Genomic DNA, 25,053 nt, shown 5'->3' with positions numbered 1-25,053 from the left:
CGGATGCTCGACGCCGAGGACGCCGAGGACGCCGTCGAGCTGCGTGCCCTGCAGACACGCGCCTACGGTCGTGCCGGTTCACTGAGTGAAGCCGAGGCGATGCGCCTGCGGGAGCTGGAGGCGGCGCGAACGCCGGAGCGCGACTTGCGGGCGACGGAGAAGCCCCAGCCGCAGGTGCCGGAGCAGGTCATCGCCCCGGTCACGGCACCGTCGGTGGCCACGGTGCCCACGGTGGCTAAGGTGCCCGCGACGGCCTCCTCGGTCGTCGCGCGCTTCGCCGGGACTGATACTGCCGCGCCGTCGGGTCATGGTCCCGGCGCGGATGCGGAGGCGCACGGAGACCCCCTCGCCACGACCGTGCGACGACATTGGCGTCTCGCACTCGTGATCGCTGTGGGCTTCGCCGTCGTCGGAGTCGCGGTCGGCTGGCTGCTGTTCTCGGATCGAGGTGCTGCCCCCGTCCCGCTGACGGCGGAGCAACAGGAGTGGCAGAGCACGATCGTCGCGTCGGGCGACTTCGACTCGGGCTCTCTCCGCGCGATGGCGGAGGAGGAGGGCGTCGTCATCTCGTTCGCGACCAAGAACAGCGGCGCAGACGTGTGCCTCGTGCTCGCCAGCGCCGATGCCACCGCGCCCGCGTGCACCACCCGTGAGCAGGCGACGATCCAGGGTGTGAACGCGACGCTCACGAAGGCGGTGGACGCGTCTCAGAGCTACGACATCCAGGCGCAGATGTTCCTCACCCCGGACGGCCGACCGGCGGTCATCGCCCGCAGTTTCATCACGTCTCCGCAGTCGACATCGATGTTCGCCAGCCAGGCAGAGGCAGAGGCTGCGGCGACCCTCGCCGAGAATACCGGTCTCGACCGCCGCAGCATCATGGTCGCCGGCTACGACGACGACGTGCCGATCTGGACAGGGATCGACATGTCGACGCAGCGCTACTGCCTCATCTACGACGGATCGATGCCGGATCCCCCGATGGTGTGCGATGACAGCCTGATGCTCGCCGATGCCGACCGCACGCTGGTGCTCGATGTCACCGGCGCCGATGACGACGACATCACGCGCTACGAGTATCGATTCAGCTACGGTCAGCAGTACCTCACCGTGACGAAGGGTCCGGGTGCCGACGATGCTCCAGGAGAGTGACGCCGACGAGCTGCGCGCCCTGCAGCTGAAGGCCTACGGACGCGACGGCGGTCTGACGGATGCGGATGCCGCGCGGTTGCGTGAACTCGAGGCGACCAGGGGGTCGAAGCCGGCCGCGACCGCGTCATCGGGTGCTGCCGTACCGGAGACGACCGGTGGCCTCGTCGCCGAGGAGGTCGTCGACGGCGACTCGGCGGACGCGGCGGACACGAGCGCACCGACCGACGACGTGCAGGCTCGCGAGACGACGGCTCTGCGCCCTGCCCTTCGACGGCACTGGAAGGCGATCACCGCCACCTCCGCCGTATTGCTGGTGGTCGGTCTCGCGGCCGGGTGGGTTCTGTTCGGTCGGGCGGGAGGAGTCGAGCTCACCGCGGAGCAACAGGAACGTCGAGCCGAACTCCAGGCCGACGGCGGGTACGACGTCGGAAGCCTGCGGGCGATCGGACAGGAGGAGGACGTCCTGGTCTGGCATGCGACCAAGGAGGACGGCGAGATGGTCTGCCTCATCCTCGACACCCCGCAGGACTCCGCGACGCAGTGCCAGCGGAGCGAGGACGTCCAGAACGGCAACACTGTCGGTGTCTCGGTGAACCTCGATTCCGGAGAGGGCGAGAGCGGGGATGCCGAACAGATCTGGGCGTCTGCCGTCCGGACGACAGAGGGTGAGCTCGTCGCGATCATCCAGCGGTGGCCGAGCTCGGAGAACGACTGGCTGTCGCAGTTCCCGGGTGAGGAGCGCGTGCGGGCGGAGGAGCTCCTGCAGCAGGGCTTCCAGGAGTACTCCATCTCGGTCGTGGGCTATTTCCGCGACGAGCCGATCTGGTACGGCCAGCGTCTCGAGGGAGCGACCGCCGAGGACTGCCTGGTGGTCGACGCGATCGATGGGATCGCGTGCGGGCCTCTGGGTGAGGCGCAGTCCTCCGGCCTCAGCCTCGGCGGCATCACGGCCGATGTCTCGGGGAGCGTCGAGGAGTCCTGGACCATCACACTGGCTTTCACGTCGAATCAGACCCCGTACCTCGTGATCGCGGGAGACGTGTCGGCGGCTGACACAGCAAGACCCGGGGCGACTGTGAAGCCCGGCGAGACGCTGGAGCTGGGTGGGGAGTACCAGGACCCCATCCAGGTGGAGATCCCGTCCGACGACACCGAAGGGTGAGCGGTCAGTCCGCCGCCGGCACCCTGTCGGCGAGGATCGCCCGCCGCTGGTCGCCGATCCTGGTGAGGATCAGCGTCGCCGGCTGACTCCCCTTCAGAGTGAGCTTCTTGCGGAAGGCCGCAGGATCGACGTCCATGCCGCGCTTCTTGATCTCGAGAGTGCCTATGTCGTGCGCCTTCAGGACGGAGCTGATCGCCTTGGGGTTCGCCGGCATCGTCTCGCGCACCCGGAACGACTGCACGAACGGGCTCGTCAGCGCGGCATCCGAGGTCAGATAGGCGATGCGCTCATCGAGCATGCCCGCATCGAGGCTCCGCCCGACGTCTCCGATCAGCCGTGCGCGGATGACCGCTCCGTCCGGTTCGTGCAGGAAGGCCCCGAGCCTGCGAACCGCGACGTCCTCCGCGTCAGCCCCGGCCGTGAGCTCGTGCGAGCGCTCGCCGCGGATGACGAGTGCCGCGCGGTGGACGCCCATACGCGCGAGCGCTCCGGTCCACAGCACCAGCTCGACGACGCTGCCGTCGGCGCTCACCCACTGCGCCTCGGCGTCGGCGGGCAGGGAATCACGATCATGTCCGGGGCCGAGCTTGATGCCCGTCGGTCGGCGGGATGCCAGGTCGAAGGCCCAGTCGAGCGGAGGCGAGTAGTCGTCGGACGACACCCGCCGCGTCTCGCTGTGCCCCGCGGTGCGCCGAGCAGGGTCCATCCAGATCGCGCCGGTGTCGCTCACCTCGGACGGCACGTTCTCCTGCGCCGTGCCGTGCGTCACGACCGCGCTCTCGCCGAAGGGCGCGAGGTTGTACGCCGCGATCGCGGCAGTCACCTCGTCAGCGTCCACCGCCTGCACGTCGAGGCCCGCGCCGGCGAAGGCGAGGGCGTCGCCGCCGATTCCGCAGCCGAGGTCGGCGACGCTCGTGATTCCGGCCCGACGCATCCGCTGCGCGTGGCGGGCTGCGACGCCGAGACGCGTCGCCTGCTCGAGTCCCGCACGGGTGAACAGCATCCTCGCCGCGAAGTCTCCGAACTTGGCTTTCGCCTTGGCCCGCAGGTGCGCCTGCCCGACCACGGCCGAGACGAGATCCGGGGAGTGCCCGGCTGATCGCAGGCGCGACACGGCTCGGGCCACCTCGGCGACCTGATCGACCGGGCCGAGCGCATCCAGCAGTTCGAGGCCCTCGGGCGTGAGCAGGGCGCGCAGCTCGGAGATCTCCACCTGTCCAGCTTAGGCGGCGGCCCGATCGGCGCATTGGCACTCGCATTGCGTGAGTGCCAGCGAAGCGCCTAGACTGGATTAGCACTCTCGGGTTGAGAGTGCGAAAAGTCTTCCTGTCAGCGTCAAGAAAGAAGAGGTAGACCGTGTCGGTTTCCATCAAGCCGCTCGAGGACCGCATCGTCATCAAGCAGGTCGAGGCCGAGCAGACCACCGCGAGTGGCCTGGTCATCCCCGACACCGCCAAGGAGAAGCCCCAGGAGGGCGAGGTCGTGGCCGTGGGCCCCGGCCGCATCGATGACAACGGCAACCGCGTTCCGCTCGACGTCGCCGTCGGCGACCGTGTCCTGTACAGCAAGTACGGCGGCACCGAGGTGAAGTTCGGCGCAGACGAGTTCCTCGTCCTGTCGGCGCGCGACGTGCTCGCAGTCGTCGTCCGCTGAGACAACGTCTTCGGAAGGGCCCGGATGCTTCTCGCATCCGGGCCCTTTCTGCATCCCGCCACGTGACCACCGATTCCTGCCATTCTCGGGCCGAGGCGGGCACCCGGCGAGGAGCCGCTTCGTGCCGGGAATAGGGTTGTGCGGTGACCCTGACGAACACCGCCACCGCCCGAGCGACGCAGACCGCCGGGGTCGCGTATGCCGGCGGGGCGTACCTGCTGTGGGGCGTGCTTCCCCTCTACTTCCTGTTGCTCGTGCCGACGGGGCCGTGGGAGGTCGTGGCCTGGCGGGTGCTGCTGTCGTTCGTGTTCTGCATCATTCTTCTGACGGTGACGCGCGGATGGAAGGCGATCGGCGCGATCATCCGGCAGCCCCAGCTGCTGGGATGGACTGCGCTCGCCGGAGTCCTGATCTACGTCAACTGGCAGGTCTTCCTGATCGGCACGCTCAACGGGCACGTCATCGAGACGAGCCTCGGTTACTTCATCAATCCGATCGCCACGGTGCTGCTCGGTGTGTTCGTGCTGAAGGAGCGCATCCGCAGGCTGCAGTGGGCGGCGATCGGCATCGCCGCGGTCGCGGTGATCGTGATCGTCCTCTTCTACGGGTCATTCCCATGGATCGCGCTGTCGCTCACCGCGTCGTTCGGGGTCTACGGACTCATCAAGAAGAAGATCGGCCCCGCGGTCGACGCGATCAGCGGACTCACCCTCGAGTCGTTCTGGCTGATCCCGATCGCGGTCGTGCAGTTGATCGTCGTGGCGATGACGACCGGGATCACGATGGGCAACAACGGTGCCTGGCACGCCGTCCTGCTCGCCTTCGCGGGCATCGCCACCGCCGTGCCGCTCCTGCTGTTCGCCGCGGGCACGAGACGCATCAACCTCACCGTGATCGGGATGATCCAGTTCGTCACTCCCGTGATGCAGTTCATCATCGGCGCAGCGGTGCTGGGCGAGCCCATGCCGCTCGAGCGATGGCTCGGCTTCGTCATCGTCTGGATCGCGATCACCGTGTTCATCATCGACCTGCTCCTGGCCGCCCGCCGCGGGCGGAGGAGCGCGCAGCCCGAGCTCGTCTGAACCGGCGGATCAACAACTGCGAAACCCGGTGTCGGATCGTTAACGCACCGAAACATCGGCGACCCCTACGCGAGACCTTTCAGTCCTAGTGTTAGAGCACCCGACCGTGGTCACAATCCACGGCCAGTCACGCAAGGGAGCATCATGACCGCATTCACGCGCTCGCGCAGCGCCAAGATCCTCGCCGGAGTCGCGCTGCTGAGCGTCTCGGCGATGGTCGTCGCAGGCTGCAGCAGCACGCCCTCGGACGAGCCGTCCGACGGTGGCGGATCGTCCGCCGACCTCACCCTCAAGCTGGGTTCGCTGCTGCCGCAGACCGGATCGCTGTCGTTCCTGGGCCCGCCCATGGAATCCGGCGTCGGACTCGCCGTCAAGGAGGTCAACGACGCTGCAGCAGGCGTCACGATCGACCTGACCGCAGAAGACGAGGGCGACACCGACACCAAGGCGTACGAGACCTCGATCACCAAGCTCCAGGGTGCAGGAGTCACCGCGATCGTCGGCGCCGCCGCATCCGGTGTCTCGCGCCTGATCCTCGACGGCAACGTCTCCGCAGGAATCCTGCAGATCTCGGCCTCCAACACCGGCCCCGACTTCACCGACTGGGACGACAACGGACTCTACTTCCGCACCGCTCCCAGCGACCTTCTGCAGGGCGAGGTGCTCGGCAACCTGATCGCCGAGGACGGCCACAAGACGCTGGGTGTCATCTACCAGAACGACGCCTACGGCACGGGTCTGTTCGAGAACATCAAGTCGACGTTCGAGGGCGCCGGCGGCGAGGTCGTCGCAGACGCGTCGTACAACGTCGGTGACGGTCAGTTCGACGCACAGGTCGAGACCATCAAGGCTCAGAACCCCGACGCCGTCGCGATCGTGTCGTTCGACCAGTTCAAGACCATCGCGCCGCTGCTGGTGAACGCGGGCATCTCGCCCGACAAGTTCTACCTCGTCGACGGCAACCTGTCGGACTACGGCTCCTCGCCCGACACGAACTTCCCGTTCTCGCTCGAGGGCGCACAGGGCACCAAGCCGGGGCCGGCGCTCGAGGACGACTTCACCGACCGTCTGCAGACGTTCTGGACGGGTGAGGGCAACCCCGAGGTCAACGACTTCACGTACGCGGCCGAGGCATATGACGCCGTCGTGCTCGTCGCACTCGCCTCTCTCGCGGCAGGTTCGACCGAGGGCGCGGACATCGCGGCCAAGATGGCCGAGGTCTCGGGTGGCTCCGGCGACGGTGAGAAGTGCACCAGCTTCGCCGACTGCGCCAAGATCATCAACGACGGAGGCACCGCCGACTACGACGGCTACTCCGGCGAGATCACGTTCGACGAGAACGGCGATCCGCAGGGCGCCTCGATCGGCACGTACGTCTACGGCGCGGACAACCTGATCTCCCGCACCAACTGATCACGAGCGAAGGCCCCGGGTGCCGTGCATCCGGGGCCTTCGTCGTGCCCGGCGACGTCGGCGCGCAGACGAGCCGGGACCGAGCGCGCAGCCGGCGCACGCAGAGACGAAAGAAGGGACGGATGCCGAAGCATCCGTCCCCTTCTGCGGTGAGCGGTCAGGCCGCGTCGGTACCGAGCGTTCCGAGGTACAGGCCGATGACCTTCGGATCGTTCAGCAGATCGCGTCCGGTGCCCTCGTAGGCGTCCTTGCCCTGGTCGAGCACATAGCCGCGGTCGCAGATCTGCAGGCAGCGCCGCGCGTTCTGCTCGACCATGATCGTGGTGACCCCCGCCTTGTTGATGTCCGAGACGCGGATGAAGGCGTCGTCCTGACGCACGGGGGACAGGCCCGCGGAGGGCTCGTCGAGGAGCAGCACCGAGGGATCCATCATGAGAGCCCGGGACATCGCCACCATCTGGCGCTCACCGCCGGAGAGAGAGCCCGCGCGCTGCTTCAGCCGCTTGCCCAACTCGGCGAAGATGCCGGTGACGAACTCGAGACGCTCCGTGTAGATCTTGGGGTTCTGGTAGAGCCCCATCTGCAGGTTCTCCTCGATCGAGAGCGACGGGAAGACGTTGTTCGTCTGCGGCACGAAGGCCACGCCGCGCTTGACGAGCTTGTCGGCCTTGAGCCCGACGATGCTCTCGCCGTTGACGGTGATCTCGCCGCTGCGCACGTTGACCATGCCGAAGATCGACTTCAGCAGCGTCGACTTGCCCGCGCCGTTGGGCCCGATGATGCCGATCAGCTCGCCCTGGCGTGCGACGAGGTTGGCACCGTTCAGGATGTTCACCCCCGGCAGGTATCCGGCGTGCACGTCCTTGAGCTCGACGACGATGTCGTCGGTCTTCACAGATGCGTCATCGATCATGCGCGTCCCTCCTCGGTGTCTTCGGCGGCGAGCTCTGCCTCTGCCTCAGCCTCGATCTGCTCGCGCAGCTTCACGGCGGCCGTATCGGCGAGCACCGGGATGCGCCCGGTCACGGCGCCGAGGTCGACGTCCTGGTGGGCGCCGAGGTAGGCGTCGACGACTGCCGGGTCTTCCATGACCTCGTCAGGCGGACCCTCCGCGACCACGCGCCCCTCCGCCATCACGACGACCCAGTCGGCGATGTGGCGGACCATGTGCATGTCGTGCTCGACGAACAGCACCGTCATCCCGAGTCCCTTGAGATCGAGGATGTGGTCGAGAAGCGACTGAGTGAGAGCAGGGTTGACGCCGGCCATCGGCTCGTCGAGCATGACCAGAGTCGGGTCGCTCATGAGGGCCCTGGCCATCTCGAGGAGCTTGCGCTGGCCTCCCGAGAGCGATGCGGCGAAGTCCTTCTCCTTGGCGTCGAGTTTGAAGCGGGCGAGCAGCTCGCGCGCCTTCACCTCGATCTCCTGGTCCTGCTTGCGCCACAGGAACGGGAAGAGGCTCGACCAGAATCCCTCGCCGCGCTGGCCGGGGGCTCCGAGCTTCATGTTCTCGAGCACCGTGAGCAGCGACAGCGACTTGGTCAGCTGGAACGTGCGCACCTGTCCCATGCGCGCCACCTTGAAGGAGGGGACGCCCGACAGGTTCTTGCCATCGAACGACCAGGTGCCACTGTTGGGCTTGTCGAATCCGCAGAGCAGGTTGAACAGCGTGGTCTTGCCGGCACCGTTCGGACCGATCAGTGCGGTGATCGCTCCGCGCGGGATCTCGACGTGGTCGACGTCGACGGCGGTCAGTCCGCCGAAGCGTCGCTGCACGGCGTCTGCCACGAGGATCGGGTCGACCTTCGGCACTCCGGGGGCCGCAGGTCCCTTGGCGAGCCCCGTGGTCTTGGGGCGACGGATGCTCCCGGTCTGGGGGGCCGCCTCGACGTTCTCGTCGGGGGTGGGTTCAATTGACAAAGGTCATCTCCCTCTTGTCTCCGAGGATGCCCTGAGGACGGAAGATCACGAGCAGCATCAGGGCGATGCCGACGAAGATGAACACGAGCGTCGAAGCCTGGCTGTCGGACATCGGAAGGACGCCCGCCTTCGCCAGGGCCGGGAGCAGGTTCGCCATGAACGCGAACACGACCCAGAACAGGATCGCGCCGAGAGTGGGGCCGAAGACGGTCGCGGCGCCGCCGAGGAGCAGCACGGTCCACAGGAAGAAGGTGAGCGACGTGGTGTAGCTGCCGGGGACCACGGCGGAGGGGAGGACGAACACGATCCCACCCGCCGCGCCGATGATTCCACCGACCACGAGCGCCTGCATCTTGTAGGCGAAGACGTTCTTGCCGAGCGAGCGCACGGCGTCCTCGTCTTCGCGGATGCCCTTGAGGACGCGACCCCACGGGCTGCGCATCAGCGCCCACACGAGGAGGATCGCGATCGCGAGGACGATGATCCCGAACACGCGGTTCCACAGGTCATTGGCGCTGAACGTCCACGGACCGAAGCCGTATGTGCCAGGGGGGAACGGGTTCGCGTCACGGAATCCGCCGTTGAACTGCGCGAGTCCGTCGGCCGAGTTCGTGTACTCGTCGAAGATCTGCGTCGTGAAGAGCAGGCGCACGATCTCACCGGCCGCGATGGTCGCGATCGCGAGGTAGTCGGCACGCAGCCGCAGAGTCGGGATGCCGAGGAGCACGGCGAAGAACGCGCCGCCGACGAGGCCGATCAGCATGCCGATCCACCACGGGAGACCGAAGGTCAGCACCGAGATGGCGTAGCCGTAACCGCCGACGGCCATGAACGCGGCCATACCGAAGTTCAGGAGTCCCGCATAGCCGAAGTGCACCGCGAGGCCCGTTGCTGCGAGGGCATAGGCGATGGTGACCGGGCTGAGCAGATAGACCGCGGTGTTGGAGAGGATGCTTCCGAAGTCCATGGTCAGCCCAACCTTTCCTTGCGTCCGAGCAGGCCTTGCGGCCTCACCAGGAGGATCACGATGAGCACGACGAGGGCGCTCGCGTACTTGAGGTCGGACGGGATCCACAGGGTCGAGACCTCGACCGCGATCCCGACGATGAGCGAGCCGACGAGGGCGCCGAATGCGGTGCCGAGTCCGCCGAGCGTGATGGCGGCGAAGATGAGGAGCAGCATCTGCATGCCCATGTCCCACTTCACGCCGGGGCGGAAGTACGCCCACAGGATGCCCGAGATCGCAGCCAGCGTGCCGGCGAGGATCCAGACGTAGCGGACGACCTTGTCGACGTCGATGCCCGATGCCGCGGCGAGCTGCGGGTTGTCGGAGATGGCGCGGGTGGCCTTGCCGATGCGGGTGCGCGTGAGGAAGAACGCGACGCCGATGATCACGACGATGCTCACCCCCATGCCGATCAGATCGATGTACGACAGCGAGATCGGTCCGAATCGGAACGGCTCGGGGCTTGCCCCTGGGAGCTGCCGGGTGCCTCCGCCGATCATGTACTGGAAGGCGTAGCGCAGAGCGAGCGACAGACCGATGCTGACGATCATCAGCTGCACGACCCCGAGCCCTCGGCGCCGCAGCGGACGCCAGATGCCGGCATCGAGTGCCCAGCCGAAGAGGCCGCCGCCGACCACGGCGGCGATGATGCCGAGCCACAGGGGGAGATGCCAGAAGCTCGTCGTCACGAGGGCGACCAGGCCGCCCCAGGTGACCATCTCGGCGTGGGCGAAGTTCGACAGGCGGGTCGTGCCGTAGATCAGCGCCGCACCCATCGAGGCCAGGGCCAGCAGGAGGCCGAAGTTGAGACCACCCACGAGTCGTGAGGCGAGCTGATCGATGAACGACGTCGTCATGCGCTCTCCCTCACCGAGGAAGAGGTTCATGATCTTGGTGCCAGTCAGGCCGAACTCGACCTCGAAGGACGCGGTCGTTCCCGCGATCGGCTGAGTGCCCTCCGGCAACTGCGCCGCATCGACGATCACGCCGTCCGGGAGGGTCTCTTCGTCGACGGTGAGCGTGTACGTCTCCTTCTCGGGAACGTACAGGCGCCACTTGCCCTCGGCGTCGGTCTCGGTCTCACCCTCGAAGCCGTTGCCCTTGATCGCCATCACGACGCCCTCGACAGGGTCGTCGTCGAAGGTGATCACGCCGGCGAAGTAGAAGTCGGTGATCTCCTGGCCGTCGTCCGTCTCTTCGGCGGAGGCTGCCGACGGGGGCTGCAACCAGAGGAAAGCGATGGCGAGCAGCGACGCGAGAAGGATGATGACCCACCGCATTCCGCTTCGATTCGCCGAGATCGTCGGACGCACAGAACCTCCAGCCGAGTACACAGGCCATGACAGGGTTGTTCATCGGCCTTGATGTACGACGGTATGAGCGTAATGTGTCGGCTCTGTTTCAACCAAGGCACGATCTGCTCACGGTGAGAACGATCCCATCACGAAGTTGCGAAATACCGGATGGGGCGCGGTCTCGTCCTGAGGGTGATGTCGGGGCGGGCCCGGGAATTTCCTCAGCCGCCTCGCGCTTAGAATTGGTACACCCTCGCCCCAGATCGCGCCCGCAGGAGGACAATCCATGGACCAGCACGACCCCTTCGGCTTCGTCGGACTCACGTACGACGATGTGCTGCTCCTCCCGGGGCACACCGACGTCATCCCCAGCGAGGCCGACACCTCGTCGCGGATCACTCGCCGTATCTCGGTCGCGACTCCGCTGCTCTCCAGCGCGATGGACACCGTGACGGAGTCGCGCATGGCCATCGCGATGGCACGTGAGGGCGGAATCGGCATCCTCCACCGCAACCTGTCGATCGCCGATCAGGCCGCCCACGTCGATCGCGTCAAGCGCAGCGAGTCGGGCATGATCACCGACCCGATCACGACGACGCCGGACGCGACCGTCGAAGAGGTCGACGCGCTCTGCGCCAAGTACCGCATCTCGGGGCTTCCGGTGGTCGATGCCGACGGACGCCTCGTCGGCATCATCACGAACCGCGACATGCGTTTCGTCTCGGGCTTCGAGCGTCAGACGACGTTCGTGAAGGACGTCATGACCTCCGAGGGTCTCGTCACCGCACCGGTGGGCGTCGCCGCAGGCGAGGTCATCGCCCTCTTCGCGCATCACCGCGTCGAGAAGCTGCCGCTCATCGACGAGGACGGCAAGCTCGCGGGCCTCATCACCATCAAGGACTTCGACAAGAGCGAGAAGTACCCGCTGGCCACGAAGGACGACCAGGGTCGTCTGCGCGTCGGCGCCGCGATCGGCTTCTTCGGCGACGCATGGGAGCGCGCGGAGGCGCTGCGCGACGCGGGCGTCGACGTGCTCGTGGTCGACACTGCGAACGGCCAGTCCCAGGGCGTGATCGAACTGGTCAAGCGCATCAAGGCCGACGAGAGCTTCGCGCACATCGACGTGATCGGCGGCAACGTCGCGACCCGCGAGGGCGCTCAGGCGCTCGTGGATGCCGGCGTCGACGCCGTGAAGGTGGGTGTCGGACCGGGCTCGATCTGCACGACGCGCGTCGTCGCAGGAGTCGGTGTGCCGCAGGTCACCGCCGTGTACGAGGCGTCGCTCGCCGCCCGTCCCGCCGGCGTTCCGGTGATCGCCGACGGAGGTCTGCAGTACTCGGGTGACATCGCCAAGGCGCTCGTCGCCGGTGCCGATGCCGTCATGCTCGGCTCGCTACTGGCCGGCACCGACGAGTCGCCGGGCGAGATCGTCTTCCAGTCGGGCAAGCAGTTCAAGCAGTACCGCGGTATGGGGTCGCTCGGAGCGATGCAGACCCGTGGCAAGCAGACCTCGTACTCGAAGGACCGCTACTTCCAGGCCGACGTGCCCAGCGACGACAAGCTGATCCCCGAGGGCATCGAGGGCCAGGTGCCCTACCGGGGCCCCGTGGCAGCTGTCGCCTACCAGCTGGTCGGCGGGCTGCGCCAGTCGATGTTCTACGTCGGCGCTCGCACCATCGAAGAGCTCAAGCAGCGCGGCAAGTTCGTGCGCATCACGGCTGCGGGACTCAAGGAGTCGCACCCGCACGACGTGCAGATCGTGGTCGAGGCGCCGAACTACAAGCGCTGAGACGAAAGAGAAGGGGCCGGATGCGAGAGCATCCGGCCCCTTTCCATGCTCGCGTTCAGCTGCAGGTGTAGGTGACTCCGTCGACCTGCCAGACGCCCGGGCCGAGCTCGGCGCACATCGAGAACAGGTTCGCGAACACCGTCACCAGCAGCACGATGCCGATGATCCACAGGATCGTGATCACGGCACCGACGATGATGCCCGCTACGGCGAGTCCCTTGGAGGCTCCCGCCTTGCTGAGCTTGACGGCGGCGACGATGCTGAGGATGAGGCCGAGCGGGGCGATCACGAACGCCAGAACGAGTCCGGCGATCGCGAGTCCGTTCCCGGCCGGTGCGGGCGGCGGGGTCGCGTAGCCGGGGCTGGCGACCGGGTATGCGGCGGGATTCGTGGACGAGGCCGCGGCGGGGGCGGTGCCGTCCCATCCCGGCGGGGTGTACTGAGGGTCTCCGGGCGGGTTCGTCATGGTCGCTCCGATCTGCGTGGGCGGTCGCTGGGGTGGCCGCGCTCGTAGCCGAGCGTACTGAGGCGCGCGCCGCGCGCGCCATCCCTCGCCCCGGGTCTTCCGCATGTCCGCAGGGCGGCGTACCGTGCCGGTATGTGCCGCAACATCGTCCCGCTGAACAACCTCGAGCCCGCTGCCACAGATCACGAGTGCCACGACGCCGCCTTGCAGTTCGTGCGCAAGATCGCCGGAACCACCACCCCGTCCCGGGCGAATCAGGACGTGTTCGATCGTGCCGTCGAAGAGATCGCGCGCGCCACCAGAGCGCTCGTCGATGAGCTCACGACCACCGCGCCGCGCAAGAATCGTGAGGACGAGGCGACCAAACGCCGCGCGCGTTCGGCGGAGCGGTACGAGGCGATCCGTGTGTTCCAGGAAGAGAAGCGGGCTGCGCGCACCGCATCCTGACGCGACCGGATGCCGGAGGGATCTCGTCGCGTCCGGTGACGACTCGGTATGCCAGTATTTAGGGACACCCGCTCGATTTTTCTCGGGCTCCTGACGCGAAGGGCGTCGCGAGCCGCCTGCCGAGCATTTCCGGCAGGGAGGAACTCCCCATTGAGAGCTGAAGATATGCCTCAGGATGCACCCCGCGTCCTGGTCGTCGATGACGACCCTGACGTCGCCCTGCTCGTCAAGACCGTGCTCGAGAGGCGCGCCGCCTGCGAAGTCGTGGTCGCGGAGGACGGACTCTCCGCCGTCGAACGGCTGGCGGTCTTCACACCGGACGTGGTCGTCACCGACATCGAGATGCCCGGCCTCGACGGCCTCGAGCTTCTCGCGGAACTGCGCCGCAAGGACCCTCTCGTACCGGTGATCGTGATGACCGCGCACGTCTCGGTCGAGTATGCGGTCTCGGCGCTGCGAGCGCAGGCGGATGAGTTCCTGACCAAACCGCTCGACAATGCGCGACTCGTCGAGGCCGTGACACGGCTCGCGGCGGAGGGCCGCGCTCGTCGGGAGGCGAACCGCTCCAGCGAGGTGGTTCTCGCGATCGGCGCCCACCCGGACGACGTCGAGATCGGCGTCGGCGGCATCCTCGCAGCTCACTCACGCGCAGGTGACTCGATCACGGTGCTGACTCTCTCTCGCGGCTCCCGCGGCGGAGACGCGGAGAGCCGTCAGCACGAATCGCTGGCCTCTGCCGACATGCTGGGCGCCCGCCTGTTCCTCAAGGATCTCGTCGACACCGAGATCTCCGGTGGAGGCGCGACGGTGCGCCTCATCGAAGAAGTGGTGCAAGAGGTGCGACCGACGATCGTCTACACGCATTCCAGTCACGACCGCCACCAGGACCACCGGGCTGTGAGCGAGGCGACCGTCGCCGCCACCAGGCGGGTCGGTACGGTCGCCTGCTATCAGAGCCCCTCCTCGACGATCGACTTCCGGCCGACACGCTTCGTCCGCATCGATCAGGATCTCCCTCAGAAGCTCCGGCTGCTCGAGTGCTTCGCCTCGCAGACCGCGATGCGGGACTACCTCGAGCCCGACTTCGTGACCGCCACCGCCCGATACTGGTCACGTTTCGGCGGGGGAGTGGCCGTGGAGCCGCTCGAGGTCGTGCGCGAGACCGCCGAGTTCATCGGTGCCCACGAACTCGCGCGGCGGGAGAGCTGATGTCTGCACGCGTACTGGTGACCGGCGCGGGAGGTCCCGCCGGGGTCGCCGTGATCCGCTCCCTCCTGCGTCGCTCCGACCTCGAGGTCTTCGCCGCCGACATGGACGGCTGGGCGAGCGGCATCTATCTGGTGCCCCCGACGCATCGTCGTCTCGTGCCGCCCGGGCGAGACGAGGACTTCGTGCCCGCGATCTCACGGATGGTGGCCGAGGACGGGCTCGACCTCGTGATCTCGACGGTCGACGTCGAGCTGATCGCGCTGGCCGGTCGCCGCGACGAGCTCGCGCCCGCCGTGCTCGCAGCTCCGTCCCAGGAGACGCTCTCGGTGGCGCTCGACAAGCTGCTGCTCGCCGAACGCTGCGAGTCCACCGGTCTCACTCCGCGCACGGTGCTCGCCGGGGCCGACGCCGACGCCGTCGACTGGGTGTTCCCGGTCTTCGCCAAGCCCCGTCAGGGCGCGGGCAGCCGGGGAATCCGCCTGGTCGCCGACCGCGCGGCGCTCGAGTCGCTGCCGCTGGACGAAGGACTCATCGTCCAGGACTACCTTCCGGGCGAGGAGTACTCGGTCGACGTGATCGCGGATGCCGCAGGCACCGTGGTCGCCGCCGTGCCCCGCACTCGCGCAAGAGTCGACTCGGGCGTGGCCATCGCCGGCCGCACCGTGCACGACCCTGAACTCGAGGAGACCGCCGCCGCCATCGCGCGCGCCATCGGTCTCGTCGGCGTCGCCAACGTGCAGCTGCGCCGTGACCGCGAGGGGCGGGCCGTGCTGCTCGAGGTCAACCCGCGGTTCCCCGGAGCGCTTCCGCTCACCATCGCGGCAGGGGTGGACATCCCCTCGCTCGTCGCGGATCTGTTTCTCGGGCGCGACATCCCCGCGAGCGTCCCCTTCCGTGAGGTCGCCTCCGTGCGTTTCCTCGAAGACATCATCGTCGAGGTCGGCGAGGTGCTCGTGTCCGCGCACGCCGGGCATCAGGAGGAGCAGTGACCCACCCCCTGCTGCGAGGCGATCACCACGTCCACTCGACGTTCTCGGATGACGCCGTCTCGACGCTCGCCGAGAACGTGGCAGCAGCGTCCGCCGCGGGCCTCGAGACGCTCCGCCTCGTCGATCACGTCCGCCGCACCACCACGTGGGTGCCCGAGTACCTCAGCGCGGTTCGCGCCCTGCACGTCCCCGAGGGGCTCACGGTCCTGACAGGCGTGGAGGCGAAGATCCTGGATGCATCGGGCGAGCTCGACATCCCCGTGCTGCCCGCGGGGATCGATCGGATCCTGATCGCCGACCACCAGTTCCCGGGGGTTGAGGGGCCGCTCAGCCCGAGCGCCGTCCGCGAGCGGATCGCCGCTGGGTGGGGAGCGGAGGATGCACTCGACCAGCTGGTGTCCGCGCTGATCGCCGCCATGCGCCGCCACCCGGGCAACCAGCTGGCGCACTGCTTCTCCCTCCTCCCGAAGATCGGGTTGGCCGAAGACGACCTCGGCGCGGAGCGGGTCACCGCGTGGGCGAGGGCCGCGGCCGAGACCGACACGATGGTCGAGGTGAACGAGAAGTGGGGCTGCCCCGGCATCCCTCTGCTCGATGCACTGCGCGATGCGGGAGCCGACGTCGTGGCCTCCACCGACAGCCACGAGGCGTCCGAGGTGGGTCGCTATTCACGCGTCGCCGAACTCCTGGGCGAGCGAGAGGCGCAGCGCTGATGCCGCAGCTCACCTGGGTCGAGACCGTCGTGGTCGTCATCCTGCTGCTCTGCGTGCTCGTCGGCACGCTGCCTGTCATCAACACGGGTCTGCAGTTCCTCGTGCTGCCCCTGCACGCGTTCCGCAATCACTACGGCAAGGCTGCTCCGTATCACCCGCGCATCGCCGTGCTGATCCCCGCCTGGAACGAGGGCCTCGTGCTCGGCCAGGCGATCGATCGTCTGACACAGCTGGAGTACCCGGCGGATCGACTCCGGATCTTCGTGATCGATGATGCATCGACCGACGACACCCCCGCGGTCGTGGCGGCAAAAGCTCAGGCGTACCCCGGTCGCGTCGTGCACCTGCGCCGCGACCAGGGCGGCCAGGGCAAGGCGCACACGCTGAACCACGGTCTCGAGATCGTCCTCGCGGACGAGTGGACCGAGGCGGTGCTCATCATGGACGCCGACGTCATCTTCGCGCGCGACTCGCTGCGCAAGATGAGCCGGCACCTCGCCGACGAGAAGGTCGGGGCGGTCACCGCGTACATCGCCGAGGGCAGCCGCGACCGCAACTATCTGACGCGCTTCATCGCGATCGAGTATGTGATCGGCCAGCTCTCGGCGCGCCGGACCCAGAACGTGGGCGGCGCGATCGCCTGCCTCGCGGGAGGCGCACAGCTGCACTCGCGCGCGAACCTCGAGGCGATCGGCGGTCGCATCCCGACCGGCACCCTCGCCGAGGACACCATGACGACGTTCGAGGGGCAGCTCGCCGGCCGACGGATGGTCTTCGAACCTCACGCGGTCGTTCTCGCAGAGGAGCCCCGCACGATCGACAGCCTCTGGAAGCAGCGACTCCGGTGGGCGCGAGGCAATGTGCAGCTGACCTCGATCTACCGCACGCTGTGGTTCCGCCCCAGCCGGGTGCACAACCTGGGGAGCTTCTCGTTCGGGCTCGCGTGGTTCACGATCCTGCTCCTCCCGGTCTTCATGATCCTCGCGGCGTCGGCCCTGCTCGTCCTGCTGCTCCTGCACAGCGACATCGCCGAGTTCGTGTTCCGCTTCATGTGGATCGCCGCCGCCTGCATCTACCTCTTCTCGATGCTCTACGCGGTGCAGCTGGATCCGCGGATCGGGCGTCAGTCGTGGCGTGAAGCTCTGATGTTCCCGGGGCTCGGCGCACTGATCCTGATGGCCATAGCGCTCTTCCCCGGGCTGTTCGAGGCGGGGCTGAGCGAACTCGGACTCGCGGTCACCGACCAGACCCGATTCACGTGGGCGATCATCTTCTACCTCTGGGGCCCGATCTCGATGCTCGGCATCTGGCTCGCGCGCACCGTCGAGCCTCTTCCCGGCGGACGGTTCTTCGCCGGGCTGCTGCTGTACGTGTGCGGATACGGCTCTCTGCTCTGCGCAATCACCGTCGATTCGTACATCAAGGAATGGCGTCACGCCGACGCCGCATGGATCAAGACCGAGAAGATCGGACGGGTCGACTCATGATCGAAGCACCTTCGCGCAGCGGCGAAGAGGAGGAGATCGCGACGGACGCCCGCCGCGAGAAGCTCCTCATCCCGCAGGCGCTCCTCGCTCTCGGCATCGTCGTCGTGATCGTCATCGTGCGAGAGCTGTTCCTGCGATGACCGGGCGGCCGCTGGCCCTGGTGGTCGAGGACAGTGCGGATCAGCGGGACCTCCTGCAGCGGTACCTCGATCGGGAGGGCTTCGACGTGTTCGCGGCGATCGACGCCGAGACCGCGATCGACGCCTTCCCGGACATCAGCCCTGTGGTCGCCGTGATCGATCTCCTGCTGCCCGGTGTCACCGGCGAGGAATGCTCTCGTCGCGTGCGTGACCGGTTCCCCGACTGCTTCCTGATCGTGAGTTCGGTGCTCGACGTCGCCGACTACCCCGAGGCGGACGGGGCACTGCCCAAGCCGATCGTCGGCGCCGACCTGCGCGCCCTTCTGCGAGACGTGCCGCGGTGACCCCGACGAACACCGTGCAGCAGTCGATGGAGCTCAGCTGGCGACGCTACTTCGACAACCCGACTCCGCTCATGAAGCAGGGGCCGACCGCGGTCGCGGTCGCCATCGCGGCCGTGCTCATGTGGACGATTCCGGGGATCCCGGTGACGGATACGGCGGTCGCGATCTTCGGACTCGCCACCATCGCCGCGGCGACGGCGTTCGCCGCGGTCCTCTCGGTGCGCGGCGTGTACGAGGGCTGGGTCGTGATGCTCGTCCCGATGATCGACATCCTCGGGCTGGGGGCCATCAGGGCCGGCACCGGCGGCCCTGCATCTCTCTTCTCATCCTTCGTCCTCCTGCCCGTGATCTGGATCGCGGCGGCGCCGGGGCGCAGGCAGGTCGTCATCGTGGCCGTCTTCTCATCGATCGCCCTCATCATGCCGAACCTCATCGACCCGCCCGAGGAAGCCGCCGACTGGCTTCGCGGGGTGATCGGTCCGCTGGTCTTCGCCACGGTGGGCGCCATCGTCAACGAGCTGTCGCGTCAACAGCGGCTTCGTACCTCCCAGGCCGAGGCGCACGTCGTCGAGCGCACAGCCGCCCTCGCTGCCAACGAGGCGATCCTCGAGCAGCTGAAGGCCAGCGAGCAGCAGTACCGTGCGCTCTCGGAGTCGTTCACGAGCGTGTGGAACTCGATCACCGGCCAGGCTGTCATCGCCACCGACAACGGGGGCATCATCACGGCCTGGAATCCCGGAGCCGTGCGTCTGCTCGGGATGCCCGTGAAAGACGCCCTCGCCGGGGTGCGGGTCGACAGTCTCTTCCCGTCGCACATGCTCGCGCAGTTCGCGCCCGAAGGCCGACCGGAACAGGTCGATGGACTCCACCCGGGCCTGCGCTCTCTCTTCGACGACGCCGACGCCGGTCTCCCGGTGGATGCGCACGTCGACGTCGCGACGGCGGGCGGATCAACCGTTCCAGTCCGCGCGACCGTCACCCCGTACCAGGACTCGGACGGCTCCAGACATGGCTACCTGCTCGTGATCACCGATGAGACCCGGGCGGTCGAGGTCGCGCGCATGAAGGACGAGTTCGTCGGCATGATCTCGCATGAGCTCCGCACACCGCTGAGCGCGATCATCGGATTCCTCGATCTGCTGCAGAACGACCCGGCGCAGCCGCTCACGCCCGATCAGCAGGAGTTCGTCGGGATCATCGAGCGCAACGCGCAGAGACTGCTCAATCTCGTCGGCGACCTCCTCTTCACCGCTCAGGTCGAGTCCGGCAGGTTCCCACTCGAGCGCCGAGAGGCCGACGTCGTCGAGCTCGTGCGCAATGCCGTGGAGTCCGCCGGACCCCATGCGCAGCGCGAGGGGATCGAGATCGTCGCCGAGGTGCCGACTGCTCCTGTGCGTCTGTCGATCGACTCGGGGCGGATCGGTCAGGCTCTCGACAACCTCCTCTCGAACGCGATCAAGTTCACCGGCACCGGCGGGCGGGTCACAGCGAGCCTGCGGATGCTCGACGGAGCGGTCGAACTCGCGGTCAGGGACACCGGCGTCGGGATCCCTGAAGACGAGCAGGGAATGCTGTTCACTCGTTTCTTCCGCGCATCGACGGCGACGCAGAACGCGGTCCCGGGGGTGGGGCTAGGGCTCACGATCACCCGAGCGATCATGCTCGCCCACGGCGGATCCATGGACGTGACGAGCAAGGAGGGCGTCGGCACGGAGTTCCGGATGCTCCTTCCCGCCGCCCCGCGCACGGAAGCCATTCAGGTCGTCCGATAGGTGCGATCGACCGGCCTGCTTCCTGATATCCTGGTCGGCTCGCCATGCGGGCGGAAGGACGGCCACGCACGGTGGGATATATCGATGTAGCCGGGGTCTCGCTGACCCTCCCCGACGGCAGACCGCTGCTGGACGAAGCGACGTTCCGCGTCGGAGCCGGTTCGACGAGCGCTCTGATCGGACCGAACGGTGCGGGCAAGACGACGTTGCTCCGGATCATCCGCGGCGATCAGGCGGCCGATTCCGGCGTCGTCACGATCGACGGCGGCCTCGGAGTCATGGATCAGTTCGTGGGACACGGCGAAGCGGGCCAGACCGTTCACGAGCTGCTGGTGCGCGTCGCCCCTCGGCGGATCCGGCAGGCGGCGGAAGCGCTCGAAGCAGCCGAGAACGCGCTGATCGAGCGCGACGAACACGACACGCAGATGGCGTACGCGACGGCGATCGCCGAGTACGCGGACGCCGGCGGATACGAGCACGAGACGATCTGGGATCAGTGCACGGTGGCAGCACTCGGCGTGCCCTACGACCGTGCGCGCTTCCGCGAGCTGACCACGCTCTCGGGAGGTGAGCAGAAACGGCTCGCGCTCGAGGCGCTGCTGCGCGGCCCCGACGAGGTGCTGCTTCTCGACGAACCCGACAACTATCTCGACGTGCCGACCAAGCGCTGGCTCGAGGAGCAGCTGCGGCAGACCCCGAAGACCGTGCTTCTCGTGTCGCACGACCGCGAACTCCTCGCACGCGCGGTCGATCGGCTCGTCACTCTCGAACCGGGAGGCGCCGGGGCGTCTGCGTGGGTGCACGGCGGCGGCTTCGCGACGTATCACCAGGCGCGGAGCGACCGGATGGATCGTCTCGACGAGCTGCGTCGGCGGTGGGACGAGCAGCACGAGAAGCTGCGAATCCTCGTCGCCAACCTCAAGGTGAAGGCCTCGGCGAACGACGGGTTCGCCTCGAGATACCAGGCCGCCCAGACCCGCCTGCGCAAGTTCGAAGAGGCGGGGCCGCCGGAGGAGCGCCCTCCTGCCCAGGAGTTCGACATGCGCCTGCGCGGTTCTCGCACCGGCAAGCGCGCGGTCGTCACGGAGCGGTTGGAGCTCACGGGGCTGATGCGACCCTTCGACGCCGAGGTCTGGTTCGGCGATCGCGTCGCCGTGCTGGGATCCAACGGCTCGGGCAAGTCGCACTTCCTGCGCCTGCTGGCCCGAGGAGGAAGCGACCCGGACTCGACACTCGGCCACGTGACCTCGACGGGGGAGCAGCTCTCCGAGGTGGCGCACTCCGGCCGGGCGACCCTGGGTGCACGGGTGGTTCCCGGTCTGTTCGCGCAGACCCACGCGCACCCGGAGTTCGTGGGGCGTACGCTGCTCGAGATACTGCACCGCGGCGACGAACGGCGCGCAGGGATGCCGCGGGATGCCGCGAGCTCGGCGCTGGACCGCTACGGGCTCGTGCGTCAGGCGCAGCAGACCTTCGAATCGCTGTCGGGAGGGCAGCAGGCGCGGTTCCAGGTGCTGCTTCTCGAGCTCTCCGGTGCGACACTGCTTCTGCTCGACGAGCCGACCGACAACCTCGACATCGAGTCGGCGGAGGCGCTCGAAGACGCGTTGGCGCGCTTCGAGGGCACCGTGCTCGCGGTCACGCACGACCGCTGGTTCGCTCGGTCGTTCGATCGGTTCCTCGTGTTCGGCTCGGACGGGGAGGTGTACGAGGCTGGCGCCCCCGTGTGGGACGAGCGCCGCGTCGCGCGTTCCCGCTGAGTCCCAGGTCAGGGGAGGCGGAAAGGCTCGGCCGCGAGTGCCGTCGGGTCGAGCGCGAGGTCGGCCAGGGTGGCCCCCACTCCCGGTGCGAACTTGAACCCGTGACCCGAGAAGCCTGCGCCCACCACGAGCCGTCCCCGTCGGTCGAGCACGAAGGCGCTGTCGTCCGTCGAGGTGTACGTGCAGCTGATCGGGACGGCGGATGCCGGGTCGAGGCCGGGCATCCATTCGCGGACGTAGTCGGCCAGCGCACCGGCGTGGGTCGTCAGGTGCGGGCGCGCATCGGGGTCGACGACATCGCCGACCCGATGGAAGCCGACCTTGACGCCTTCGCCCGGAGTCGGCATTCCGTACACCGTCGCCGGATAGCGGTCGGGGGCGACGTAGTGGTTGAACGACGGCCAGGCCGATCCGTCGGCGGGCCGGAAGTGAGCGGGCGTCTCCTCGGTGACCTCGAGTCGAGGAAGTCGGATGCCGGGGAGCATCCTCTCGGTCCAGGCGCCCAGCGTGACGACGGCGACCTCGGCGCGGATCCGCCGGTCTGCGAGCACGAGTTCGACACCGGCATCCGTCTCGTCGATCCGCAGGACCGGGGTCTCCCAGCGCACCTCGCCGCCCGCCTCGACGATGCGCCGCTCGAGTTCCCGCAGAGTGGCGCATGCGCGGGCCACCCCCGCGTCTCGGGAGAACAGCACCGGATCGGCGAACCGCATGCCCGGCCAGCGGGACGACGCCTCGGCGGGGGACAGGATCTCGGCGTGGATGCCCCGCTCACGCAGGCGCTGCTCGACCGATGACACGTCGAGATCGCCGTGCGTGACCAGGCCGTGCAGGCGCAGCAGAGGCTCGCCATCGACACGGCCGAGGGCATCCCAGCCTTTCCGCGAACGGACGAGCAGATCGAGGTAGTGCTCTTCGTCGTAGGCGTTGTTGAAGTTGCGCGTCGCCCCGTGCGAGGCTCCTTCGCGGTGCCCGCGAGCGAAGCGCTCGAACACCACCGGTCGACGGCCGCGTCTGGTCAGCTCCCACGCGGTGGCGAGCCCCATCACGCCGCCTCCGACGACGGCGATCTCCACGGCATCCACCGACATACTGCCTCCTGACCTCGTCCCAGTGTCCCAGCCGTCGGCACCTCCGCGCGCGCCCGGTAGGCTTACGTGGTGACCATGGAGATCGAGCTCGGCCGAGGCAAGCGCGCGCGACGCGCGTACACGTTCGACGACATCGCGGTGGTGCCGTCGAGGCGCACGCGCAACCCCGAGGATGTGTCGACCGCCTGGACGATCGACGCCTTCGGCTTCGGCATCCCGGTGCTGGGTGCCCCGATGGACTCCGTCGTGAGTCCGCAGACGGCGATCATGCTGGGGCAGCTCGGCGGCCTGGGCGTGCTCGACCTCGAGGGCCTGTGGACCCGGTACGAGAACCCCGAGCCGCTGCTCGCCGAGATCGCCGGCCTCGACGAGGGCCAGGCGACGGTGCGGATGCAGGAGCTGTACGCCGAGCCGATCAAGCCCGCGCTCATCACGCAGCGCCTCGCCGAGATCCGCGAGGCCGGTGTGACCGTCGCAGGCTCCCTGACCCCGCAGCGCACGCAGGAGTTCTACGACACCGTCGCCGCTGCAGGCGTCGATCTGTTCGTCATCCGCGGCACGACGGTCTCGGCCGAGCACGTGTCGAGCGTCGACGAGCCGCTGAACCTCAAGAAGTTCATCTACGACCTCGACGTGCCGGTGATCGTCGGCGGAGCCGCCACCTACACGGCCGCGCTGCACCTGATGCGCACGGGCGCCGCCGGCGTGCTCGTCGGCTTCGGCGGGGGGGCGGCATCGACCACCCGCGCCACGCTCGGCATCCACGCGCCCATGGCGACGGCCGTCTCCGACGTCGCGGCCGCTCGTCGCGACTACCTCGACGAGTCGGGCGGACGCTACGTGCACGTGATCGCCGACGGCGGGGTCGGCACGTCCGGCGACATCGTCAAGGCGCTCGCGATGGGAGCGGACGCCGTCATGCTCGGTGTCGCGCTCGCTCGCGCCACCGATGCACCCGGCCGCGGCTTCCACTGGGGCCCCGAAGCGCACCACCCGAAGCTCCCGCGCGGTCGCCGCGTCGAGGTCGGCGGCATCGGCACCCTGGAGGAGATCCTCTACGGTCCCGCACCCGTCGCCGACGGCACGGCGAACCTGATCGGTGCGCTCCGCAAGTCGATGGCCACCACCGGATACTCCGACCTCAAGGAGTTCCAGCGGGTCGAGGTCGTCCTCGCCCCCTACGAGGCCTGAGGCTCCGCTCGTCCCGTGACTTCTCCCGCACTGTTCCCGCCGACCCTTCGCGAGGTCATGCTCCGGGGACGCTGGATCGGGATGCTCGTGCTGTGCCTGGTCGTCGCCGGCGTGTTCGCCTGGCTCGGTCAGTGGCAGCTGGAGCGCGCGATCGAGACCGACCCGCCGCCCGCCGGAGCGACCGAGGAGGTGCGTCCCCTGACCGACGTGGTCGAGCCGGGCGTCTACCTGCCCGAGCCGCTCGTCGGGCAGAAGGTCGAGACGTCGGGCACCTGGGTTCCGGATGACTTCCTCGTGGTGTCGAGCCGCTTCAACGACGACGTCGAGGGCTACTGGGTCACCGGTCAGCTGCGGGTCGCCGACCGCACCTCGATCGCCGTGGCGATCGGCTGGACGGCCGACCATGCCGTCGCCGATGCCGCGGTCGAGAAGCTGAACGCGGGCGAGGCGGAGGCGACGATCACCGGACGCCTCATCTCGGACGAAGGTCCGTCGGTGCCACCCAAGAACGATCCGCAGCGGATGGACAAGATGTCCACGGCTGCACTGCTCAGCCACTGGCACGACATCGATCAGCTCGACGTGTATCGGCCGTACCTCGCGTCGACGACGGCTGCGGCCGGCCTGACGGACATCTCGTCGCCGGCTCCGGAGGAGCAGTCTCCCGTGAACTGGCTCAACGTGTTCTACGCGGTCGAGTGGGCGATCTTCGCGGGCTTCGCGTTCTACCTCTGGTACCGGCTCGCGAAGGATGCCTGGGAGCGCGAGGTCGAGGAGTTCGAAGACGCCGTGGCGGGCGAGTCGGTCTGATCCCGACGCGCTTCTGCGCGCGGCCACCTGCGCATCCGAGCGCGCACGCAAGCGATATTCCACCTTCGTCAGGGGTCGTTTCCGACGTTCGGTGAGGGCTTGGTTACCAATCGGAAAACTCCGTTGAGGTTGTCCGAGGGCCTCCGTATGCTCGCTCACATG

Annotated in this window: 24 protein-coding genes; 17 read left to right on the top strand and 7 right to left on the bottom strand. The window is 68.1% G+C overall.

Annotation, left to right across the window (positions count from 1 at the left end; all coding sequences use genetic code 11):
- The first annotated feature begins 3 nt into the window (after positions 1 to 3).
- A complete protein-coding gene (locus ACQ4LY_RS00800) occupies positions 4 to 1,152 on the top strand; it encodes a hypothetical protein (RefSeq protein ID WP_431074108.1) in 1,149 nt (382 codons plus the stop codon).
- Positions 1,127 to 2,314: a hypothetical protein gene (locus ACQ4LY_RS00795; protein ID WP_431074107.1), complete on the top strand. Its 1,188-nt coding sequence runs from the start codon at positions 1,127 to 1,129 to the stop codon at positions 2,312 to 2,314. The genes ACQ4LY_RS00800 and ACQ4LY_RS00795 overlap by 26 nt, the downstream gene beginning before the upstream one ends.
- A gap of 4 nt (positions 2,315 to 2,318) precedes the next feature.
- Here ACQ4LY_RS00795 and ACQ4LY_RS00790 read toward each other — a convergent pair whose 3' ends face one another.
- Positions 2,319 to 3,527 (bottom strand): THUMP-like domain-containing protein, encoded by a 1,209-nt coding sequence (locus ACQ4LY_RS00790; protein ID WP_431074106.1) that lies wholly within the window; start codon positions 3,525 to 3,527, stop codon positions 2,319 to 2,321.
- A gap of 143 nt (positions 3,528 to 3,670) precedes the next feature.
- Here ACQ4LY_RS00790 and groES point away from each other — a divergent pair, with 143 nt between their 5' ends.
- From groES to ACQ4LY_RS00775, 3 genes are all read left to right on the top strand, one after another.
- Positions 3,671 to 3,967, top strand: coding sequence for a co-chaperone GroES (groES, locus tag ACQ4LY_RS00785; RefSeq protein ID WP_017203655.1), 297 nt, complete (start codon positions 3,671 to 3,673; stop codon positions 3,965 to 3,967).
- Between the two features lie 149 nt (positions 3,968 to 4,116).
- Positions 4,117 to 5,049 carry an EamA family transporter RarD gene (gene rarD, locus ACQ4LY_RS00780; RefSeq protein ID WP_431075731.1) on the top strand — a complete coding sequence of 311 codons (933 nt, stop codon included), beginning with the start codon at positions 4,117 to 4,119 and terminating at the stop codon, positions 5,047 to 5,049.
- A 144-nt stretch (positions 5,050 to 5,193) separates the two neighbouring features.
- Positions 5,194 to 6,462 carry an ABC transporter substrate-binding protein gene (locus ACQ4LY_RS00775; protein WP_431074105.1) on the top strand — a complete coding sequence of 423 codons (1,269 nt, stop codon included), beginning with the start codon at positions 5,194 to 5,196 and terminating at the stop codon, positions 6,460 to 6,462.
- A 157-nt stretch (positions 6,463 to 6,619) separates the two neighbouring features.
- Here ACQ4LY_RS00775 and ACQ4LY_RS00770 read toward each other — a convergent pair whose 3' ends face one another.
- From ACQ4LY_RS00770 to ACQ4LY_RS00755, 4 genes are read right to left on the bottom strand one after another with little or no spacing between them, the layout of a single operon-like run.
- Positions 6,620 to 7,375: an ABC transporter ATP-binding protein gene (locus ACQ4LY_RS00770; RefSeq protein WP_431074104.1), complete on the bottom strand. Its 756-nt coding sequence runs from the start codon at positions 7,373 to 7,375 to the stop codon at positions 6,620 to 6,622.
- Complete coding sequence (locus ACQ4LY_RS00765; protein ID WP_056311887.1) at positions 7,372 to 8,325, bottom strand: ABC transporter ATP-binding protein; 954 nt, start codon at positions 8,323 to 8,325, stop codon at positions 7,372 to 7,374. Before ACQ4LY_RS00765 ends, ACQ4LY_RS00770 begins: the two co-directional genes overlap by 4 nt.
- A 46-nt stretch (positions 8,326 to 8,371) precedes the next feature.
- Positions 8,372 to 9,349 (bottom strand): branched-chain amino acid ABC transporter permease, encoded by a 978-nt coding sequence (locus ACQ4LY_RS00760; protein WP_431074103.1) that lies wholly within the window; start codon positions 9,347 to 9,349, stop codon positions 8,372 to 8,374.
- Between the two features lie 2 nt (positions 9,350 to 9,351).
- Entirely contained in the window at positions 9,352 to 10,668 is a 1,317-nt protein-coding gene (locus tag ACQ4LY_RS00755; protein WP_431074102.1) for a branched-chain amino acid ABC transporter permease, read from the bottom strand.
- Positions 10,669 to 10,969: 301 nt separating this feature from the next.
- On the opposite strand from ACQ4LY_RS00755, the gene guaB reads away from it, so the two are divergent.
- Positions 10,970 to 12,472 (top strand): IMP dehydrogenase, encoded by a 1,503-nt coding sequence (gene guaB / locus ACQ4LY_RS00750; protein ID WP_056309221.1) that lies wholly within the window; start codon positions 10,970 to 10,972, stop codon positions 12,470 to 12,472.
- 55 nt (positions 12,473 to 12,527) lie between these two features.
- Here the strand turns inward: guaB and ACQ4LY_RS00745 are convergent, their stop codons facing one another.
- On the bottom strand, positions 12,528 to 12,938 hold the full coding sequence (locus ACQ4LY_RS00745; protein ID WP_431074101.1) for a DUF4190 domain-containing protein: 411 nt from the start codon (positions 12,936 to 12,938) through the stop codon (positions 12,528 to 12,530).
- 132 nt (positions 12,939 to 13,070) lie between these two features.
- Here ACQ4LY_RS00745 and ACQ4LY_RS00740 point away from each other — a divergent pair, with 132 nt between their 5' ends.
- From ACQ4LY_RS00740 to ACQ4LY_RS00700, 9 genes are all read left to right on the top strand, one after another.
- Positions 13,071 to 13,385: a DUF2277 domain-containing protein gene (locus tag ACQ4LY_RS00740; protein WP_431074100.1), complete on the top strand. Its 315-nt coding sequence runs from the start codon at positions 13,071 to 13,073 to the stop codon at positions 13,383 to 13,385.
- Positions 13,386 to 13,550: 165 nt separating this feature from the next.
- Positions 13,551 to 14,594, top strand: a complete 1,044-nt coding sequence (locus ACQ4LY_RS00735) for a response regulator (protein WP_431074099.1) — start codon at positions 13,551 to 13,553, stop codon at positions 14,592 to 14,594.
- Entirely contained in the window at positions 14,594 to 15,583 is a 990-nt protein-coding gene (locus ACQ4LY_RS00730) for an ATP-grasp domain-containing protein (RefSeq protein ID WP_431074098.1), read from the top strand. The genes ACQ4LY_RS00735 and ACQ4LY_RS00730 overlap by 1 nt, the downstream gene beginning before the upstream one ends.
- Positions 15,580 to 16,296, top strand: a complete 717-nt coding sequence (locus tag ACQ4LY_RS00725) for a PHP domain-containing protein (protein ID WP_431074097.1) — start codon at positions 15,580 to 15,582, stop codon at positions 16,294 to 16,296. Before ACQ4LY_RS00730 ends, ACQ4LY_RS00725 begins: the two co-directional genes overlap by 4 nt.
- Complete coding sequence (locus tag ACQ4LY_RS00720; protein WP_431074096.1) at positions 16,296 to 17,783, top strand: glycosyltransferase family 2 protein; 1,488 nt, start codon at positions 16,296 to 16,298, stop codon at positions 17,781 to 17,783. The genes ACQ4LY_RS00725 and ACQ4LY_RS00720 overlap by 1 nt, the downstream gene beginning before the upstream one ends.
- A complete protein-coding gene (locus ACQ4LY_RS00715; RefSeq protein WP_431074095.1) occupies positions 17,780 to 17,923 on the top strand; it encodes a hypothetical protein in 144 nt (47 codons plus the stop codon). The genes ACQ4LY_RS00720 and ACQ4LY_RS00715 overlap by 4 nt, the downstream gene beginning before the upstream one ends.
- Positions 17,920 to 18,267, top strand: coding sequence for a response regulator (locus ACQ4LY_RS00710; RefSeq protein ID WP_431074094.1), 348 nt, complete (start codon positions 17,920 to 17,922; stop codon positions 18,265 to 18,267). The genes ACQ4LY_RS00715 and ACQ4LY_RS00710 overlap by 4 nt, the downstream gene beginning before the upstream one ends.
- Positions 18,264 to 20,039: an ATP-binding protein gene (locus tag ACQ4LY_RS00705; RefSeq protein ID WP_431074093.1), complete on the top strand. Its 1,776-nt coding sequence runs from the start codon at positions 18,264 to 18,266 to the stop codon at positions 20,037 to 20,039. The genes ACQ4LY_RS00710 and ACQ4LY_RS00705 overlap by 4 nt, the downstream gene beginning before the upstream one ends.
- A gap of 71 nt (positions 20,040 to 20,110) precedes the next feature.
- Positions 20,111 to 21,799: an ABC-F family ATP-binding cassette domain-containing protein gene (locus ACQ4LY_RS00700; RefSeq protein ID WP_431074092.1), complete on the top strand. Its 1,689-nt coding sequence runs from the start codon at positions 20,111 to 20,113 to the stop codon at positions 21,797 to 21,799.
- An 8-nt stretch (positions 21,800 to 21,807) separates the two neighbouring features.
- Here the strand turns inward: ACQ4LY_RS00700 and ACQ4LY_RS00695 are convergent, their stop codons facing one another.
- Complete coding sequence (locus tag ACQ4LY_RS00695; RefSeq protein ID WP_431074091.1) at positions 21,808 to 22,890, bottom strand: FAD-dependent oxidoreductase; 1,083 nt, start codon at positions 22,888 to 22,890, stop codon at positions 21,808 to 21,810.
- A gap of 75 nt (positions 22,891 to 22,965) precedes the next feature.
- Here ACQ4LY_RS00695 and ACQ4LY_RS00690 point away from each other — a divergent pair, with 75 nt between their 5' ends.
- On the top strand, positions 22,966 to 24,081 hold the full coding sequence (locus tag ACQ4LY_RS00690) for a GuaB3 family IMP dehydrogenase-related protein (protein WP_056309199.1): 1,116 nt from the start codon (positions 22,966 to 22,968) through the stop codon (positions 24,079 to 24,081).
- A gap of 57 nt (positions 24,082 to 24,138) precedes the next feature.
- Positions 24,139 to 24,891 (top strand): SURF1 family protein, encoded by a 753-nt coding sequence (locus tag ACQ4LY_RS00685; protein ID WP_431075730.1) that lies wholly within the window; start codon positions 24,139 to 24,141, stop codon positions 24,889 to 24,891.
- Positions 24,892 to 25,053 lie beyond the last annotated feature (162 nt).

It is taken from the genome of Microbacterium phyllosphaerae (assembly GCF_050628115.1).
GTDB lineage: Bacteria > Actinomycetota > Actinomycetes > Actinomycetales > Microbacteriaceae > Microbacterium > Microbacterium phyllosphaerae_A.
This window is presented reverse-complemented; position numbering and strand designations above follow the sequence as displayed.

Excerpts from the sequence above, each read along its gene's own strand:
- ACQ4LY_RS00800 (WP_431074108.1), top strand. The coding sequence starts at position 4 with ATGCTCGACGCCGAGGACGCCGAGGACGCCGTCGAGCTGCGTGCCCTG.
- ACQ4LY_RS00775 (WP_431074105.1), top strand. The coding sequence starts at position 5,194 with ATGACCGCATTCACGCGCTCGCGCAGCGCCAAGATCCTCGCCGGAGTC.
- ACQ4LY_RS00770 (WP_431074104.1), bottom strand. The coding sequence starts at position 7,375 with ATGATCGATGACGCATCTGTGAAGACCGACGACATCGTCGTCGAGCTC.
- ACQ4LY_RS00760 (WP_431074103.1), bottom strand. The coding sequence starts at position 9,349 with ATGGACTTCGGAAGCATCCTCTCCAACACCGCGGTCTATCTGCTCAGC.
- ACQ4LY_RS00755 (WP_431074102.1), bottom strand. The coding sequence starts at position 10,668 with ATGCGGTGGGTCATCATCCTTCTCGCGTCGCTGCTCGCCATCGCTTTC.
- guaB (WP_056309221.1), top strand. The coding sequence starts at position 10,970 with ATGGACCAGCACGACCCCTTCGGCTTCGTCGGACTCACGTACGACGAT.
- ACQ4LY_RS00745 (WP_431074101.1), bottom strand. The coding sequence starts at position 12,938 with ATGACGAACCCGCCCGGAGACCCTCAGTACACCCCGCCGGGATGGGAC.
- ACQ4LY_RS00740 (WP_431074100.1), top strand. The coding sequence starts at position 13,071 with ATGTGCCGCAACATCGTCCCGCTGAACAACCTCGAGCCCGCTGCCACA.
- ACQ4LY_RS00735 (WP_431074099.1), top strand. The coding sequence starts at position 13,551 with ATGCCTCAGGATGCACCCCGCGTCCTGGTCGTCGATGACGACCCTGAC.
- ACQ4LY_RS00730 (WP_431074098.1), top strand. The coding sequence starts at position 14,594 with ATGTCTGCACGCGTACTGGTGACCGGCGCGGGAGGTCCCGCCGGGGTC.
- ACQ4LY_RS00720 (WP_431074096.1), top strand. The coding sequence starts at position 16,296 with ATGCCGCAGCTCACCTGGGTCGAGACCGTCGTGGTCGTCATCCTGCTG.
- ACQ4LY_RS00715 (WP_431074095.1), top strand. The coding sequence starts at position 17,780 with ATGATCGAAGCACCTTCGCGCAGCGGCGAAGAGGAGGAGATCGCGACG.
- ACQ4LY_RS00710 (WP_431074094.1), top strand. The coding sequence starts at position 17,920 with ATGACCGGGCGGCCGCTGGCCCTGGTGGTCGAGGACAGTGCGGATCAG.
- ACQ4LY_RS00695 (WP_431074091.1), bottom strand. The coding sequence starts at position 22,890 with ATGTCGGTGGATGCCGTGGAGATCGCCGTCGTCGGAGGCGGCGTGATG.
- ACQ4LY_RS00690 (WP_056309199.1), top strand. The coding sequence starts at position 22,966 with ATGGAGATCGAGCTCGGCCGAGGCAAGCGCGCGCGACGCGCGTACACG.
- ACQ4LY_RS00685 (WP_431075730.1), top strand. The coding sequence starts at position 24,139 with ATGCTCCGGGGACGCTGGATCGGGATGCTCGTGCTGTGCCTGGTCGTC.